At 68.4% G+C, this 17273-nt stretch carries 16 protein-coding genes; 7 read left to right on the forward strand and 9 right to left on the reverse strand.

The window, feature by feature from the left end:
* Position 1: 1 nt before the first annotated feature.
* A complete protein-coding gene (locus tag ACFVVI_RS30215) occupies positions 2–1420 on the reverse strand; it encodes an MFS transporter (protein WP_387447739.1) in 1419 nt (472 codons plus the stop codon).
* Between the two features lie 102 nt (positions 1421–1522).
* Between ACFVVI_RS30215 and ACFVVI_RS30220 the strand changes: the two genes are divergently transcribed.
* Entirely contained in the window at positions 1523–2146 is a 624-nt protein-coding gene (locus ACFVVI_RS30220) for a TetR/AcrR family transcriptional regulator (RefSeq protein ID WP_387447741.1), read from the forward strand.
* Positions 2147–2197: 51 nt separating this feature from the next.
* Here ACFVVI_RS30220 and ACFVVI_RS30225 read toward each other — a convergent pair whose 3' ends face one another.
* The 6 genes from ACFVVI_RS30225 to ACFVVI_RS30250 all read right to left on the reverse strand — a co-directional run bounded on the left by ACFVVI_RS30225 (position 2198) and on the right by ACFVVI_RS30250 (position 9129).
* Positions 2198–3157, reverse strand: coding sequence for a hypothetical protein (locus ACFVVI_RS30225; protein WP_387447743.1), 960 nt, complete (start codon positions 3155–3157; stop codon positions 2198–2200).
* A gap of 339 nt (positions 3158–3496) precedes the next feature.
* Positions 3497–4354, reverse strand: coding sequence for a sirohydrochlorin chelatase (locus tag ACFVVI_RS30230; protein ID WP_387447745.1), 858 nt, complete (start codon positions 4352–4354; stop codon positions 3497–3499).
* The gene (locus tag ACFVVI_RS30235; protein WP_378993844.1) at positions 4354–5649 is read right to left on the reverse strand and encodes a sulfate adenylyltransferase subunit 1; all 1296 of its coding nucleotides are present in this window, start codon (positions 5647–5649) and stop codon (positions 4354–4356) included. Before ACFVVI_RS30235 ends, ACFVVI_RS30230 begins: the two co-directional genes overlap by 1 nt.
* A complete protein-coding gene (gene cysD / locus ACFVVI_RS30240) occupies positions 5649–6626 on the reverse strand; it encodes a sulfate adenylyltransferase subunit CysD (protein WP_378993846.1) in 978 nt (325 codons plus the stop codon). Before cysD ends, ACFVVI_RS30235 begins: the two co-directional genes overlap by 1 nt.
* Positions 6605–7324 carry a phosphoadenylyl-sulfate reductase gene (locus tag ACFVVI_RS30245; protein ID WP_379311915.1) on the reverse strand — a complete coding sequence of 240 codons (720 nt, stop codon included), beginning with the start codon at positions 7322–7324 and terminating at the stop codon, positions 6605–6607. Before ACFVVI_RS30245 ends, cysD begins: the two co-directional genes overlap by 22 nt.
* 20 nt (positions 7325–7344) lie before the next feature.
* Positions 7345–9129 (reverse strand): nitrite/sulfite reductase, encoded by a 1785-nt coding sequence (locus ACFVVI_RS30250; protein ID WP_387447748.1) that lies wholly within the window; start codon positions 9127–9129, stop codon positions 7345–7347.
* Positions 9130–9564: 435 nt separating this feature from the next.
* Here ACFVVI_RS30250 and ACFVVI_RS30255 point away from each other — a divergent pair, with 435 nt between their 5' ends.
* The 3 genes from ACFVVI_RS30255 (at position 9565) to ACFVVI_RS30265 (ending at position 11785) form a co-directional block, all read left to right on the forward strand.
* The gene (locus ACFVVI_RS30255; RefSeq protein ID WP_379311913.1) at positions 9565–9993 is read left to right on the forward strand and encodes an SgcJ/EcaC family oxidoreductase; all 429 of its coding nucleotides are present in this window, start codon (positions 9565–9567) and stop codon (positions 9991–9993) included.
* Between the two features lie 84 nt (positions 9994–10077).
* The gene (gene hemW / locus ACFVVI_RS30260) at positions 10078–11265 is read left to right on the forward strand and encodes a radical SAM family heme chaperone HemW (protein ID WP_387447933.1); all 1188 of its coding nucleotides are present in this window, start codon (positions 10078–10080) and stop codon (positions 11263–11265) included.
* 277 nt (positions 11266–11542) lie between these two features.
* Positions 11543–11785 carry a hypothetical protein gene (locus ACFVVI_RS30265; RefSeq protein WP_067456243.1) on the forward strand — a complete coding sequence of 81 codons (243 nt, stop codon included), beginning with the start codon at positions 11543–11545 and terminating at the stop codon, positions 11783–11785.
* Positions 11786–11851: 66 nt separating this feature from the next.
* On the opposite strand, the gene ACFVVI_RS30270 is transcribed toward ACFVVI_RS30265, so the two are convergent.
* On the reverse strand, positions 11852–13300 hold the full coding sequence (locus ACFVVI_RS30270; protein ID WP_387447751.1) for a hypothetical protein: 1449 nt from the start codon (positions 13298–13300) through the stop codon (positions 11852–11854).
* Positions 13297–13710 carry a hypothetical protein gene (locus ACFVVI_RS30275; RefSeq protein ID WP_387447753.1) on the reverse strand — a complete coding sequence of 138 codons (414 nt, stop codon included), beginning with the start codon at positions 13708–13710 and terminating at the stop codon, positions 13297–13299. The genes ACFVVI_RS30270 and ACFVVI_RS30275 overlap by 4 nt, the downstream gene beginning before the upstream one ends.
* Positions 13711–14066: 356 nt before the next feature.
* On the opposite strand from ACFVVI_RS30275, the gene hrcA reads away from it, so the two are divergent.
* The 3 genes from hrcA to ACFVVI_RS30290 all read left to right on the forward strand — a co-directional run bounded on the left by hrcA (position 14067) and on the right by ACFVVI_RS30290 (position 17131).
* On the forward strand, positions 14067–15101 hold the full coding sequence (gene hrcA, locus ACFVVI_RS30280) for a heat-inducible transcriptional repressor HrcA (protein ID WP_378637503.1): 1035 nt from the start codon (positions 14067–14069) through the stop codon (positions 15099–15101).
* A gap of 130 nt (positions 15102–15231) precedes the next feature.
* Entirely contained in the window at positions 15232–16386 is a 1155-nt protein-coding gene (dnaJ, locus tag ACFVVI_RS30285) for a molecular chaperone DnaJ (RefSeq protein WP_378993858.1), read from the forward strand.
* A gap of 4 nt (positions 16387–16390) precedes the next feature.
* Positions 16391–17131: a 16S rRNA (uracil(1498)-N(3))-methyltransferase gene (locus ACFVVI_RS30290; RefSeq protein ID WP_387447755.1), complete on the forward strand. Its 741-nt coding sequence runs from the start codon at positions 16391–16393 to the stop codon at positions 17129–17131.
* Positions 17132–17273 lie beyond the last annotated feature (142 nt).

The raw sequence follows: 17273 nt of genomic DNA on the forward strand, positions 1-17273 counted from the left end.
TTCAGTCGGTCGAACGAGCCCGCGACGGCGCGGCGAGCAGCAGGGCGACGGCGAGGTTGATGGCCGCGCACACGGCGAACAGCAGGTGGAAGCCGCGAAGGGGGTCGTCGGAGGTCGCCGAGAAGATGGCCGCCAGGACGGCGATGCCGAGTGCTCCGCCCACCTGCCGGGCGGTGACGTTCATTCCGATACCCGCCGCGAACTGTTGCGGTGGAACAGAACTCGCCGCCGCGGTGCCGAACACCGTGACGACGATGCCGATCCCGCCGCCGCCGAGCACGCCCGCCGGAATCCACGCTGTCCACAGCGCGGGTTCGGGCCCGAAGGCGTCGGTGCTCATCCAGACCAGCGCGGCTGTCGACATCAGCGCACCGAGCACACCTACCCACCGCTGGCCTGCCGGCGTCGTAATCCGCCCGGTGACAACGGCGGTCACCATCGAGGCCACCGCACCGACGGTCAGCGCCGCCGCCGATTCGAGGACGGAGTAGCCCCAGATGGCATCGAGGAACAGCGGACCGGCCAGCAGCCAGGCGAACATCGAGGCGCCGAACAGGAACGAACCCGCATTCGCCACGGCGAATTGCCGATCACGCCACAGTGCCACGGCGACAGCGGGATTGGCGTGGCGACGGGAGCGAAGCAACGCGAACGTGGTCAGCGCCAGACCGCCGAGCAAGGCGACGAGCGTGCCGGGTGCGGTCCACCCCCACGACTGGCCTTCGGTGACGGCCGCGACGATCGCACCGAGCCCGATCGCGACGGCGAGCGTGCCGAGCGGATCGGGCAGCGTCGTCTCGCGGGAGCCCTGGTCGCCGCCGGGCAGCCGCAGCCCCGGCACGATCAGCGCCAACGCGATCGGCACATTGATCAGGAACACCGCGCGCCAGCCGAACGCCTCGACCAACGCGCCACCCAGCGCCGGGCCGACCACCGCCGCGAAACCACCGGCGGCCGACCAGGCGCCGATGGCGGCGCCGATCTTCGCTCGTGGCGTGGCCTCCAGGACCAGCCCGAGTGCCGCGGGCACCATGAACGCCGCCGCGATGCCCTGCAGGACCCGTCCGGCGATGAGCCAGCCCGCGCCGGGCGCCAGCCCGCACAGCAGCGAGGTGATGGCGAATCCGGCCAGTGCCAGCGCGAACAGGCGACGGCGACCCAGTGCGTCGGCGATGCGCCCGGCCGGGGTGAGCAGCGCCGCGAACGCGATCGCGTAGCCGCTGACGATCCAGGTCAGCGTCCCGGTGGGGGTGCCGGGATAGCTCAGGGCGATCGTCGGGAACGCGATGTTGACGACCGAGAGGTCGAGGAAGGCGATGAATGCCGCGCCCGAGGCGACGGCGAGGGTGCGGCCTGCGGCGCTGCTGTCGGGAGTAGCTGTGCTGAGCGGATCTTCGGGCCGAGCTGTCACGTCGGTCATGCGGAGTCCTTCGAGGGGGAGAATAAGAACGTACGATCGTTCGTAAATAAAAGTACGACCGATCGTTCGCCTTCGCAACCCCGCAGTGGAACAATGATGCACATGACCCAGTTGTCGGAACCGAGCGATCAGCGGTTGGCCAAGGGCGCCCGTGCGCGCGCCACCATCGCCCGGCGCGCCGCCGAACTCGCCTCTGTCGAGGGTCTCGACGGCCTCAGCATCGGCCGGCTCGCCACCGACCTCGGCATCAGCAAGAGCGGCATCGCCACCCTCTTCGGTACCAAAGAGGCGCTCCAACTCGCCGCCGTTCAGGCGGGCCGTGACATCTTCATCGAACGCGTCATCGCTCCCGGCCTGCGCGCGCCACGCGGTGGAACCCGGGTTCGCGCGCTGATCGACGGCTGGTTCGCGCACATCGAGAATCCGCCCTTCCCCGGCGGCTGCTTCCGGGTGGCCACCCTCACCGAATTCAGCAGCAAGCCCGGTCCCGTGCGCGACGCCGTCGTCGCCGACCACGACTACTGGCTGTCCTTCCTGGCCGGCGAGGTCCGGAAGGCTCAGGCCATGGGCGAACTCGTCGACGTCGACCCCGATCTGCTGGTCTTCGAACTGGACGCGATCGTGAGCGCCGCCAATGTCGCTCGCCAGACCGGTGATTCGGCTCGTGTGCAAGCGGCCCGCACCATCGCGACCCGTTTGTTGTCGGACGCGCCGAGTCGAACGTAGCCGACCTGGTTCGCGGATGCGCTCTGGCCTGACACGGCAACAGTCGCCGTGTCAGGGAGCCGGGATCTCCAGAGTGGTGAGGGTGAATGCGGCTGTCCGGACGACATCGTTGTGCTGGAAGTCCAGGAACAGGCGGTAGGTCCCGGGGCCCGGAACCGCCGTGTGGAAGGTGACTTCGGGACCCGAAGGCGTGACTCCGTCGCCGGGTTCGCCGTTGGGGTGGACGTGGACGTACGCGAGGTCTCCCGCGCGCAGGATGACGAGGTGGCCGAAAGCCGCCAGGTACGGCTGCAGATCTGTCACCGGCTCGCCGTCTTTGCGCACGGTGAGCGTCAGTAGATCGCCCTCGGCGCGCAACTCACCGGCCACTGTCACCTGATAGCCGTCGACCTCGGTGGTGCGGTTCACCACCGGAACCGGCTGTGGCGCATAGTGTCTCGCGATCGCCAGATCGGCGCCGAGGGTGATGGTGCGGCCGAGTGCGCGCGGTGCGATATCGGTGAACACCCGATAAGCCCCGGCTTCGGGGAGGTCCAGCTGGATCACCCAGGTGCCGTCCGCTTCCCGTCGCGGGTGTACATGCCAGAACCCGGTCAGCTCGCGACGCGCCACGATCAGGTGCAGTTCGCGATCGTGAATCGCGTCGAACTCGGTCACTGCCGACCCGTCCGGGCCGAGAATCCGGAATCGGAAGTCGATCTTGCCGGGCTCGGCGATCGTGGTGTCGAGGTCGAGGGTGTACCCGTCCTGCGTAATCCCCAGGCCCCCGGGCAGGCCCGCATCGTGCCCGGCTGCGTGTGTGCCGTGTCCGGCGTGAGTGCCACCGCCGTGCTCGGAGTGGGCCTCGTGTCCTTCATGGGCGCCACCCTGCGGCGCGTGACCGTTGTGCGGGGCGTGCGCACCGCCGCCGTGTTCGGCGTGTCCGCCGTGCGCGGTGCTCTGTTCGACGTGGCCGGGCTGGGCTGCGGCGTTGACGTGTGCGGTGTGTCCGGCGTGGGCGTTGGTGGTCATCGTTTCGCCTCTCTCAGTTCGCTGTGCGTTGATACGAACATATACCCCTAGGGGGTATGTCGTAAAGAGTGGAATGCGTGTGAGCTGCGCCACCGTGGATGCCGAGTCCGGTTGTGCCGAGAGCCGCACCAGTAGACGCGATACAGGCGAACTTCTGGCCGTAGAGGTGATGGCGACGTCGATCCGAAGTGAAAGCGCGGATCGTCGCGGGTGCGGATGTGGGCAGCGCGAACCTCGCGCTCGCGTCCCGAACCGGTCGGAGTGGGCTCGGCCGAATCGAGGGCAGCGCGACGGGTTACCCCGTTCGGGGCGGGACCGAGCGGCCCGAATCTGCTGGGATCAGGCCGAGAGTACGAGCGCGGTGGCGACGGAAGTGTCGTATCGAGCCCAGATCACGTCGACCAGCGCGGAGTGTGCTCCGATCACGTCGGCATGCACGACCTCGGGCGCGGCCGCGGCCAGCCGGTCGGTGAGCAGCCCCGGCGCCAGAAACCACGGCGCGACGACGATGCGTTCGGCTCCGCGGGCGCGCAGCTGATCCACCGCCAGATCGACACTGGGTTCGACTGTCGCGAAGCACATTTCAGTAGGGCAGCCGGTCACCGCCGCCAGTCGTCGAGATACCACCGCGGTCCGCCGATTGGCCGCGGCGTCGCGCGAACCGACCGCGGCGACGGCGATTCCGACCGGAGCATCACTCAACGGATCTGTTGTGGCAGCGAGCGCACCCGGAAAGGCTGGGACCAACGGTGTGACCAGGGTGGGGAGCAGGGGGAGGTGGCACGAGAGTGCGACTCGGTCGGCCACCGCGGCGATGAGCAGCGGATCGGGGCCGAGTACCGCCGCCTGGGTGAGTTGCAGCCGGGGATGACGGCGGCCTGCCTCGGCCAGTAGCGCCGGAAGGTCGACCCGCGCGTGAAAAGCGTTGCCCAGCAGGAGCGGAACGACGATCACGTCGGTGTGCCCCTGGGTGGCGAGGTCGTCGACCACCTCGTCCACCGAGGGCGTGCTGAGATCCAGAAAAGCCAGCCGGACCGGGATGTCGGGCCGGGCAGCGGCAACGTCGGCGACCACGGCCGCCATGGTCGCCGCCGAACGCGGATCGCGGCTGCCATGGGCAACCGCGATCAACGCGGGCCCGCCCGCGCCGCGCGGCACCGCAACGGCACCACGCGGCGGAGCGGGCAGGCGATACATCAGACCGCGGTACCGACCTCGACCGAGGTCAGCACGTCGCCGACCAGGCCGGCCGCGAGCGTGTTGCCACCGGCGGGGTCGATCAGCAGGAACGACCCGGTGTGCCGGTTGGTGCGGTAGTCGTCGGCCGGGATCGGCTCGGCCAAGCGCAGCGAGACGCGACCGATGTCGTTGAGCTCCAACGACTCCGGGCCGGCCTGTGCGGTGAGCGTCTGCTCGTCGAACCGCTCCACGAGCGCGCCGACGATGGCCTGGGTAGTCTTGGCGCCGTGCTTGAGCAGCAGCCGGGCGCCGGGACGCAGACCCTTGTCGCCGAGCCAGCACACGGTCGCGTCGAAGGTGTCGATCGACTCCGGCGCGTCGTGCACCGAGGCGATGATGTCGCCGCGTGAGATGTCGACCTCGTCGGCCAGGATCAGCGTCACGCTGCGCCCGACCTGCGCCACGGCCAGTTCGCCGTCCGGGGTGTCGATGCGCTCGACGGTGGTCTTCTTACCCGAGGGCAGCACCACGATCTCGTCGCCGGGTGACACCGAACCGGCCGCGATCTGACCCGCGTAACCCCGGTAGTCGGGGTATTCGGCCGTGCGCGGACGGATCACGTACTGCACCGGGAAACGCAGACCCAGCGCGTGCGTACCAGTCGAATCAGCGTCCACCGGAACGGACTCCAGGTGCTCGATCAGCGACGGGCCGTTGTAGTACGGGGTGTTCTCGGAGCGGCTGGCTATGTTGTCGCCGTGCAGCGCCGAGACCGGGATTTCGATGACGTCCTCGGTGGCCCAGCCCAGCTTCGAGGTGAGCTCGTTGAACTCGGCGGAGATCTCGGCGAACACCTCGGCCGGGTTGTCGACGAGGTCGATCTTGTTCACCGCGAGCACCAGACGCGGCACACCGAGCAGTGCCAGCACGGCCGCATGGCGACGGGTCTGCTCGATGACGCCCTTGCGTGCGTCGGTCAGCAGGATCACCAGCTGCGCCGTGGACGCGCCCGACACCGTGTTGCGGGTGTACTGCACGTGCCCCGGCGTATCGGCCAGCACGAAAGACCGCTTGGGCGTGGCGAAGTAGCGGTACGCCACGTCGATGGTGATGCCCTGCTCACGCTCGGCGCGCAGGCCGTCGACGAGCAGCGACAGGTCCGGCGTGGACAGTCCACGGTCGACCGAGGCGCGGGTGACCGCGTCGATCTGATCGGCCAGCACGGACTTCGTGTCGTAGAGCAGCCGTCCGACCAGCGTGGACTTGCCATCGTCGACAGAACCGGCGGTGGCCAGCCTCAATAGGTCGGACATCAGAAATAACCCTCTCGCTTGCGGTCTTCCATGGCGGCTTCGGACACACGGTCGTCGCCACGCGTAGCGCCACGTTCGGTCAGTCGTGACGCCGCGACCTCGGCCAGGATGGCCTGGTTGTCGGCGGCGTCGGAGATGATGGCGCCGGTGGTGGAGCCGTCGCCGACGGTGCGGTAGCGCACCGAACGGGTCTCGAGGACCTCGTTCTCGTTCGGGCCGCCCCACACGCCGGGCGTCATCCACATGCCGTCACGGGAGTACACCGGACGCTCGTGCGCGTAGTAGATCGACGCCAGGTCGATGTCCTCGCGGGCGATGTAGCGCCAGATATCGAGCTCGGTCCAGTTGCTCAGCGGGAACACGCGTACGTGCTCACCCGGCGCGTGCTTGCCGTTGTAGAGGTTCCACAGCTCGGGGCGCTGACGCTTCGGATCCCACTGCCCGAAGGCGTTGCGCAGCGAGAAGATCCGCTCCTTGGCGCGCGAGCGCTCCTCGTCGCGACGACCGCCGCCGAAGACCGCGTCGAAGCGGTGCTCGGTGATGGCGTCGAGCAGCGGCACGGTCTGCAACGGGTTGCGGATACCGTCGGGGCGCTCGGTCAGGCGGCCGTCGGCCAGGTACTCCTCGACCGAGGCCACGTGCAGGCGAAGGCCGTAGCGCTCGACCACTTTGTCGCGGAACTCGAGCACCTCGTCGAGGTTGTGGCCGGTGTCCACGTGCAGCAGCGTGAACGGCAGCGGCGCGGGCCAGAAGGCCTTGAGCGCCAAGTGCAGCAGGACGGTGGAGTCCTTGCCGCCGGAGAACAGGATCACGGGACGCTCGAATTCGCCCGCGACCTCACGGAAGATGTGGATCGCCTCGGATTCCAGCGCCGCGAGGGTGTCGAACTCGGACAGGCCGAGTTCGCGTTCGGTGGTGTTGGTACTCACAGGCTCACTCCCAGTGGTGGTGATGGTCATGATTGGTGCAATCCGCATTCGGTCTTGGCGATACCGGCCCAGCGGCCGCTGCGCGGATCGGACCCCGGCTCGGGCTTGCGCGTGCACGGCGCGCAGCCGATGGACGGGTAGCCCTCCTCCACCAGGGGATTGACGAGAATGCCGTTGGCCTCGATGTAGGCCTGCATCTCGTCGTCGGACCACGGTGCGATCGGGTTGATCTTCACCAGGCCGAAGGCTTCGTCGAACGAGATCAGTGGCGCGTTGGCGCGGGTGGGCGCCTCGACGCGGCGGATGCCGGTGATCCACGCGTTGTAGCCGCTCAGCGACTTCTTCAGCGGGACCACCTTGCGCAGCCGGCAGCATTCGGCGGCGTCGCGGGCGAACAGATCCTTGCCGAGCAGTTCGTCCTGCTCGGTGACGCTCGCCTCGGGGCGCACGTTCACCACATTCACCCCGTACACGGCCTCGACCGCGTCGCGGGTGCCGATGGTCTCGGCGAAGTGGTAGCCGGTGTCGAGGAACAGCACGTCCACACCGGGACGGGTCTGCGCGGCCAGGTGGACCAGCACACCGTCCTGCATGTTCGAGGCGACGATGTAGCCGTTCCCGAAGTTGCGGTCGGTCCAGGCGATCAGGTCGGCGGGTGAGGCGTCGGGGCCCAGCTCCGCCGCGCCCTGCTCGGCGAGCGCGCGCAATTCGGCTTCGGACAGTTTGGCCGCGAGATTCGTTGTCACAGTGGGGATCTCCTCATCGACTATCGGAGGTCGGCCTCGTCGGCGCGCACAGCCCACACCGCGAAGCGTTCCCCGGATTCCCGGTTCTTGACGAAGTTGCGGACGACGCGATCGATGTAGTCACCGAGCTCGACGCTGGTCACCTTGTGCTGACGCAACTTCCGGCCGAACGCGCTGTCCAGGCCGAGGCTGCCACCGAGATGAACCTGGAAACCCTCCACCTGATTCCCGGTGCCGTCGTCGACGAGCTGGCCCTTGAAGCCGATGTCGGCGATCTGGGACCGGCCGCACGAGTTCGGGCACCCGTTGATGTTGATGGTGATCGGCACGTCGAGTTCGGCGTTGATGTCGGCCAGGCGCTGCTCGAGTTCGGGTGCGAGCACCTGCGAACGCTTGCGGGTCTCGACGAAGGACAGCTTGCAGAACTCGATGCCGCTGCAGGCGAGGAGGTTTCGACGCCAGACCGAGGGGCGGGCCTGCAGGCCGAGCGGTTCGAGTTCGTCGATCAGCGCGTCGACCTGGTCGTCGGGGATGTCGAGGACGATCAGCTTCTGGTACGGGGTGAAGCGGATGCGATCCGAGCCGTACTTCTCGGCGGCGTCGGCGACCTTGCTCAGGATGGTGCCCGAGACGCGACCGGCGATGGGGGAGAACCCCACGGAGTTCAGGCCGTTTCGCAGCTTCTGGACACCGACGTGGTCGATGGGCTTGGCCGGCTGCACGGGTGCCGGACCGTCGATGAGCTTACGCTTCAGGTACTCGTCCTCGAGTACCTGACGGAACTTCTCGATGCCCCAGTCCTTGATCAGGAACTTCAGGCGGGCCTTGGTGCGCAGGCGGCGGTAGCCGTAGTCGCGGTAGAGCGAGACGACCGCTTCCCACACGTCGGGGACCTCTTCGAGGGGCACGAAAGCGCCGACGCGCTGCGCCAGCATCGGGTTGGTGGACAGACCGCCGCCGACCCAGAGATCGAGGCCGGGGCCGTGCTCGGGGTGGTTCACGCCGACGAAGGCGATGTCGTTGATCTCGTGCACCACGTCCTGCTGGCCCGAGATCGCGGTCTTGAACTTGCGGGGAAGGTTCGAGTACTCCTTCTTCCCGATGTAGCGCTTGACGATCTCGTCGATCGCCCAGGTGGGGTCGATGATCTCGTCGAGCGACTCGCCCGCGAGCGGCGAACCGAGGACCACGCGCGGGCAGTCGCCGCACGCCTCGGTGGTGTGCAGACCGACCGACTCGAGCCGGCGCCAGATCTCCGGGACGTTCTCGACCTCGATCCAGTGGTACTGGACGTTCTCGCGGTCGGACAGGTCGGCGGTGTCGCGGCCGAACTCGGTGGAGATCTGGCCGACCGTGCGCAGCTGGGCGGCGGAAAGCGCACCGCCGTCGCACCGCACCCGCATCATGAAGTACTTGGCTTCGAGCAGGTCGATGTTGTCGTCGTCGGTGAAGGTGCCGTCGTAGCCCTCTTCACGCTGGGTGTAGAGACCCCACCAGCGGAAACGGCCACGCAGGTCGGCTTTGTCGATCGAGTCGAAGCCGCCCTTGGCGTAGATGTTCTCGATGCGCGAACGCACGTTGAGCGGGTTGTCGTCCTTCTTGGACTGCTCGTTCGGGTTCAGCGGCTCGCGGTAGCCGAGGGCCCACTGGCCTTCGGACCGGCGGCGGACCGGCTTGCCGGTGCGGGCGCGCGGTGCGACCGGGGCATCGGTGCTCGGGCGGGCCGGGCGCTGGGCAGTTGAACGCTCAGTGCGGGCCTGCGCCGTCGACTGTTCGGTCGAACCGGCGTCGGTGCTCGACGTCATGGGTGGTCGCTCCTGCGGGGGTGTTGGGACATCCGTGCTGAAGGCGCGAGGGGCTGGCTCGCGTCAGGGGAGTCAGCGGGCCGATGAAAGTCGAAGGCACCGGGGGATACCCGGGCGTGGACGCCGCTGCGCTACCGGTGGAAACCGGGCCGACAACAGGCGCTGCAGACACGCTGGAAGTCGACGTGGCGACGGGCCACGAGTCGTACTCCAGTTGCGTGCATGTGGCTATTGTGCCACGTCAGCCTGGTCGTTCCGACCGCAAGGAGATATTTCCCGCACTTTTGGGGGAAATTCCCTGGACGGCCGTCCTGTTCTGTGACGGGGGTCATAGGCCGCCGCCCGGAACCGGGCTGTGATACCCCGCGCGGACATGTGTGCGGTGCCGCACAGCGTGGTTGACCTGGATCGCACTCGAGGTTGCACAGTAGTGCCATGAGCAATGACGCCACTGCCGCCGGTCAGACCCCCGCCGATCTCGGCACCGAACTCGCGGCCATCCGCGCCGTCGTCGACACCATCGCGCACGCCCAGGCCAACGAACTGGCCGAGGAGTTCGTCGCCGTTTTCCGGGAGGACGCGATCTGGACCACCGGTCACGGCAAGCGGCTGTTCGGGCGCCCGGCCATCGCCGAGTTCACGGCGCAGGTGCTGCCAGGGGCCACGACGCACGGCACCGCGACCTATGAGGTCGAGCACGTGCTGTTCCTGCGGCCCGATGTCGCCGCCGTCAAGATCCGCCAGAGTTACTTCACCCTCGACGGCGAGTTGTCCGGGCAGGGCACGCCGATGTATGTGATGACCAAGGAAGACGGCGCCTGGGTGCTCACCGCCAACCAGAACACGCCCGTCGTGACGGACTGACGTGCGAGGGGCCGGGCGGAGCGCGCTACCAGGGCCCGGCAGACTGGAGGGGTGACTACCAGCGCTGCTTCCGGGGTTCCCGGCGTGACACCGGCCGATGCCGATCGACCGGTGCTGCGCGATTTCGGGAGCGGCGCGTTCGGGGTGTACGTGCACGTTCCCTTCTGCGCCACGCGCTGCGGGTACTGCGACTTCAACACCTATACGGCGGGGGAGCTGGGTACTTCGGCGTCGCCGCAGTCGTGGCTGGAGGCGTTGCGCGGCGAGCTCGCGACCGCCGCGGCCGAGTTCGGTGCCCTGCCGAGCGCGACGCCCGCGGTGTCGACGATCTTCGTCGGCGGCGGGACACCGTCGCTGCTCGGTGGTGACGGGCTGGCGTCGGTTCTCGATGCCGTGCGGGCGAACTTCACCCTGGCCGCCGACGCCGAGGTGACCACCGAATCCAACCCGGAATCCACCTCGCCCGAGTTCTTCGAGCGGCTCCGCGTGGCGGGCTACACCCGGATCTCGCTCGGCATGCAGTCCGCCGCACAGCACGTGCTGAAGGTGCTCGACCGCACGCATACGCCGGGCCGCGCGGTCGCCGCGGCGAAAGAGGCGCGCGCGGCCGGGTTCGACCACGTGAACCTCGATCTGATCTACGGCACCCCGGGCGAGACCGATGCCGATCTGGATCTGAGTCTGGACGCGGTGCTGGCCGCCGGTGTCGATCATGTCTCCGCCTACTCCCTGATCGTCGAGGACGGAACCGCGCTGGCACGCAAGGTCCGCCGTGGTGAACTGCCCGCACCCGACGACGATGTCCTCGCCGCCCGCTACGAACGCATCGATGCCCGCCTCGCCGACGCCGGTCTGACGTGGTACGAGGTCTCCAATTGGGCCGCGAGCGATGCCGCCCGCTGTCAGCACAACCTGGGCTACTGGGACGGTGGCGACTGGCTCGGCGCCGGTCCCGGCGCGCACAGCCATGTCGGCGGCGTTCGCTGGTGGAACGTCAAGCACCCCGCCCGCTACGCCGACCGTGTCGCCCTGGGCGGTCTCCCCGCCGCGGGCTGGGAGGCCCTCACCGACGACGAGCGCTACACCGAACACCTCATGCTCACCGTCCGCCTCCGGACCGGCCTGCCTCTCGCGGATCTAGCCCCCTCGGCAAGCTCGGCCCTCGACCGCATTCTGGCCGACGGCCTGGCCCGCGTCACCGGCGACAATCTGGTCCTCACCGACCGTGGCCGCCTCCTCGCCGACGGCATCGTCCGCGACCTCCTCATCTGACCGCGCGAGGGGGCGCGGGAGCCGTTCTCGGCTGATCGACGGGCTGCTGAACCAGTCGAAGAATCGCGCGAGTGGTGATGTCATCGTGATCTGAATTTCGAGATTTCTCAGGCTTGGGATCGCATCCAAAGATTGCCCGGTCATCCTGGTGTAATCCACCAATGCACACCTGGCGAGAGGCCTCGAACAGCGGGGTGCTCTAAGGGTATGTTCGGTGGGTTCGGGGTGGAAGATAACGATTAGGGGCGTAGGCTTCGGCTCGATCCTAGGGAGTTATATGTCCACCGAACGGCACATCACCCTCGTCCACGAGCAGAGCGAATTCGCTGAAGCGCGCTCCGCGGAGAAGGCGGAGAACGCTCGTCAATGCGCGGTCGCCGCGCGGACGGTCGCTTCGCACTCGAACGACGCCGAAGATTGCACGTCGCTGCTGGCGATGTTGGGTCTCGACGCCCTCGCGGGCAAGCAGGTCGGCGCCCCCGACTCCGCCGCTCGCTGCGGCGCTGCTGCCCGAGTCTGATCCGGCACCGGCCGCCCGAATCGGGCGGCCACTGCCGACGCCTTCGCCGACGCGCTGACATCGCCGTCAGCCCCGAGTCGCCGTTGAGCGTTGCTCGACCGGCGAGAAGTCATCGCCACCACCGATCACCCCACCGGCTATCGCCGGTCGTGGCGCACCGAGTAGTTCCGCGGTGTTCGCGAGCGTGATCAAGTACTCCGGCAGTCCGCGCACGGCGTCGACGCCCGGCGCGGGCGCCGTCGGCGGTCCTCCTCCGCAATGGAAGTAGCGATCGACCGACCTGGTTGTGGCGTGCCCCGACGGCGGGTTGACGCCGATAGCCGGGCCTGTCGATCCGGGAACGCTGTGCCCGATACCCGGCCTCGACACATCGTGCTGGCCGGGCGGTCGATACCGCGGTGCCCTACCCCATGTCCGGTCATCGCCTCCGCTCGTGCTGACGCTCGGACCCATACGCCCAGCCGCTGAGCCTGCAGCGGGAACACGGCCCGTCGAAACCACCCCGGGGTCGACAGCCGCCGCGGAAGTCCCCGCGGGCGCTGTGAGCAAACCCGCGCCGACAGGTGCCGTCAACGTAGCCGCACCGCTCGGCGGTGCCGCGCCAGTGACACCCGACGACGCCGAGGTCACCGTCGTAGCGTTGCCGGGGCGTGCCGATCGGTCATCGGATTCCACCGATCTGCCGTCGACCAGTTCGTGACCGTCGATCGGCATTCCTGTGCCGCGCCCATCACTCCTCACCTTCTCCGAGTGGCCGATCGCCACCTGCTGGGCCGAACTCTCCCCGGACGCGGCGGACAAGTTCTGCCCGCCAACTGCGGAAACCTCGACCGGCGACAGCTTGTGCCGCTCGCCTCGCGATTGCCCCACGGTGCCGATCAGTAATTGCCGATCGCTCAGCTCGCCGGAGTCGAACGACCGAAGTGGCATGGGCAGCACCGGAATGCGAGCGACCAACTCCGCGATCGGCAACACGTATCGCTGCCGCATCGCCGCCCGCGCATCCTCCTCCGCGGCCGACGCCGCACCGTGCGCCGATGCTGAGCCCATGGTGTGTACCGCCCCACTCGCCGACCATGCCGCGGCGCCGATCTCCTCGGCAACGGGTGACCCGACTGCGTACTTGGTCGCCACGATCGCCTCGGCAGCCGCTCGAACCACGTCCGGCAAATCCTCCAGCGCGACAGTCAGATCGTGCGCTCGGGCGACATAGTCGTCGACCGCGGATCCGGCCGCGGCGGCACCCACGCCCGACCAAGCCGATGCCAGCGACCCATCCACTGCGTGCCGGAATGCGCGTAGACCCTCGTCCCACCACCGCGCGATCTGCTCGAACCTGTCCGCTTGCGCCAACGCGTCGGTCACCTCGAGCGCCCCGAATGCCGCGACGATCTCCCGATGTCGCCAACAATGCGTGTTCTCCCCGCCGCCGGGAACACCCGATTTCGTGACGTCGCTCGAATAGTCCGGATATGTGTTCTCGCCGCGAATACCGCTCGGCTCGGGGCCTGTCACGCTGACACCGAAGAAATATGTTGTCCCGCAGAGGGTTCCGGCATCCGAAGTCGATCAGCCCACGCTTCGTCAGCAACCACCATCAGATCGCGCGCAGCCCGGAAAGATTGCCGAATATCGGCCACGATCTGTGAATGCGCGTCCAATACGGCAGTGACGCTGTTCTCGTTCGCCGCCGCGAGGGAACGCAATCGCGCGACCAATGTGCGACCGGATACCAACCGCGCTTCTCCCTCGCCGAGCCCCCAGCGCTCCTGATCGCCGATTTCCACGGCAAGCGCCCGTATCCGCGCGATCGCGTGGAGAAATTCCACACACGCACCGTCGATCCGGGCGAACTCCGCCGGCCGCACCGCGACCGCGCTCGAACCGACTTGCCCCGCTTCGCCGACCCCACCCGGATACACCACAGTTCCCTCCCCGTGCACTCTGTAGTCAGCTGAAAACAGCTGGTAGGCCCCCTGATTCAGTCCGAAATCTACGCCCGCTGCCCGAGCCCGGCAACCCGCGAAACCACAACTGTGGATAACTCGGGTCTGTGGACAACCCTGGCGTGGGGCTCGACCGAGCCGACAAGCCGAACACCGCCCCCGACGCCGGATATCCCCGCATGACGGTTCGATGCCGGACAGCCGTGCGATCCAGGGATCGGCAACAAGACAATTAGACTGGACAACAAGACGCTGCGAGCGTCGGCGTGCGACCCTGTGCGAACGCAGCACGGGTAGGCGTGACGTACCAGGCACGAGCGAGGAAGGTGGGGTCGATGGCGTCGAGTACCGAGGATCGACGTTTCGAGGTCCTGCGAGCGATCGTCGCGGACTACGTCGCCACCAAGGAACCGATCGGCTCCAAGTCCCTCGTGGAACGTCATCACCTCGGCGTTTCCAGCGCCACCATCCGCAACGACATGGCGGTGCTGGAGGCCGAGGGCTACATCACGCAGCCGCACACGAGCTCGGGCCGCATCCCCACCGACAAGGGCTATCGCGAGTTCGTCGACCGGATCGCCGAGGTGAAACCGCTCTCGGGCGCCGAACGCCGGGCGATCATGGAATTCCTCGAATCCGGGGTCGACCTCGACGACGTTCTGCGCCGCGGCGTGCGCCTGCTGGCCCAGCTCACCCGCCAGGTCGCTGTGGTGCAGTACCCCACCGTCTCGGCCTCGATCGTGCGCCACATCGAGGTCGTCGCGCTCAACCCGGCCCGGCTGTTACTCGTGGTGATCACCGACACCGGCCGCGTCGACCAGCGCATCGTCGACCTGGGCGCGGTGATCTCCGACGAGGACCTGGCCGCCGTGCGCGGCCTGCTCGGCGGGGCTATGGACGGCAAGCTGCTGTCGGTGGCGAGTGCGTCGGTAGCCGGTGTGCCCGAACGCGCACCGGCCAAGATCCGCGACGTGCTGGTCCGGGTCTCGACCGTCCTGGTGGAGACGCTGGTCGAGCACCCCGAAGAACGCCTGGTCCTCGGCGGCACGGCCAATCTCACCCGCAATGTCGCCGATTTCGGCTTCCCCGGCTCCCTGCGCACCGTGCTGGAAGCCCTGGAAGAACAGGTCATCGTGCTCAAATTGCTCGCCGCCGCCCAGCAGCCGGGCCAGGTGATGGTGCAGATCGGCGAGGAGACCCAGGTCGAGCAGATGCGCGGCACCTCCGTCGTCTCCACCGGTTACGGTGCGGCGGGCGCTGTGCTCGGCGGTATGGGTGTGCTCGGCCCGACCCGCATGGACTACCCCGGCACCATGGCATCCGTCGCGACGGTCGCCCGCTACATCGGCGAGGTGCTCGCCGAAAGGTGAAGCCAGCTCGGGATCCACGACAACCGGACTGTTAAGGTCGATACTTCGGCCGGTAAAGTTGAGTGGATTCGACTAAAGGATGCGCCCGGCGCTCGGCCGGCCCACACCGACCAAGGACTAGAGAACTCACGTGGCACGGGATTACTACGGACTGCTCGGCGTCGGCAAGAACGCCACCGACCAGGAGCTCAAGCGCGCTTACCGCAAGCTGGCCCGCGAACTGCACCCCGATGTGAACCCGGACGAGGGCGCGCAGGCCCGCTTCAAGGACGTCTCCACCGCCTACGAGGTGCTGACCGACCCCGAGAAGCGCCGGATCGTCGACCTCGGCGGTGACCCGCTCGAAAACGGCGGCGGCGGAGCAGGATTCAACGGTGCGGGCTTCGGCGGCCTCGGCGACGTCTTCGAGGCGTTCTTCGGCGGGATGAGCGGCCAGGGCGGTGGCCAGCGTAAGCCGCGCGGCCGCGTGCAGCCCGGCGCCGACTCGCTGATCCGCACTCGGCTGAGCCTGGCCGAATGCGCGGTCGGCGTCACCAAGCATCTGACCGTCGACACCGCGATCCTCTGCGATGTCTGCGTGGGCTCTGGCACCAACGGCAACTCCAAGCCGGTGCGCTGTGAGACCTGCGACGGCGCGGGCGAGGTGCAGTCGGTGCAGCGCTCGTTCCTCGGCCAGGTGCTCACCTCGCGGCCCTGCCCCACCTGCCGTGGCGCGGGCGAGACCATCCCCGACCCCTGCAACAAGTGCGGTGGCGACGGCCGCGTGCGCGCCCGTCGCGAGATCGCCGCGCCCATCCCGGCCGGTGTCGCCAGCGGCATGCGGGTTCGCCTCGCGGCGCAGGGCGAGGTGGGCCCCGGCGGCGGCCATGCCGGTGACCTCTACGTCGAGGTAGTCGAGCAGCCGCACGACACCTTCGTGCGCGACGGCGACGACCTGCACTGCACGGTCCGGGTGCCGATGGTCGACGCGATCCTCGGGACCACCGTGGTCGTCGACACCATCCTCGACGGCCCCACCGAACTCACCATCGCGGCGGGCACTCAGCCCGGCGAGGTCATCCAGCTGCGGGCGCACGGCATGCCGCGCCTGCGTTCGGGTGCGCGCGGCGACCTGCTCGCCCACCTCGACATCGTCGTGCCGAACAAGCTCGACGGCAGGCAGACCGATCTGTTGCGCAAGTTCAAGGGCATGCGGGACAAGGATCGCGCCGAGGTGATGTCGACCCAGTCCGAGCACAACAGCGGTCTGTTCGCCCGGCTGCGCGCGTCGTTCAGCGGGCGCTGAGCCCGTGGCCGCAACGGTCTTCTACCTCGACGAGGTCCCCGAGCCGGGCGCTGTCGCGGTGCTGGACGGCCCCGAAGGCCGCCATGCCGCGACCGTGCGCCGGATCAAGGTCGGCGAACCGATCACCCTGTCCGATGGGCACGGTGTGCTGGCCGACTCGGAAGTCGTTGCGGCCCAGAAGGACCGGCTCGAACTGGCGGTCCGTGACCGTCGGATCGCCGCGCCGCCCACCCCGGCGGTGACCGTGGTGCAGGCGCTGCCCAAGTCGGATCGCTCCGAGCTGGCCGTGGAATTGATGACCGAGGCCGGCGCGGACCTGATCGTCCCGTGGCAGGCCGCGCGCTGCGTCGCGAACTGGGAAGCCAAGGCCGCCAAGGGCATCGAGAAGTGGCGTGCGGCGGCGAAGTCTGCGGCCCGCCAATCCCGTCGCGCCTACATTCCCGAGATCGCCGCCCTGCACCGCACCCGAGACCTGGTGGAACTGGTGCGAAAAGCCAAGGCGGACGGCGCGATCGTCGCGGCCCTGCACGAATCCGGCGCGGGTAGATTCACCGAACTGCCGCTGGCCGCGGCGAGCGAAGTGGTGCTGATCGTCGGCCCCGAAGGCGGCCTCGACGACGCCGAGCTGGCCGCGCTCGCGGAGGCGGGAGCCGACATCGTGCTCCTCGGCCCGACCGTGCTGCGCACCTCCACCGCGGCGGCCGTCGCGCTCGGCGCGCTGGGGGCGTTGACCTCGCGCTGGTGAGGCAGGAGTGGACCGTCCGGAACCGGGTATTTCACGGGGACGCGAACGGCATACCACGGGCGCATTTTATCCACTGTGCGGTGTCAGTGCTCGGCGGTAAACTGATCTCATCGAACACCAGGTCGAAACCGGAAGCAGGCTG

The sequence above is a fragment of the Nocardia sp. NPDC058114 genome, assembly GCF_042884695.1.
Lineage (GTDB): Bacteria > Actinomycetota > Actinomycetes > Mycobacteriales > Mycobacteriaceae > Nocardia.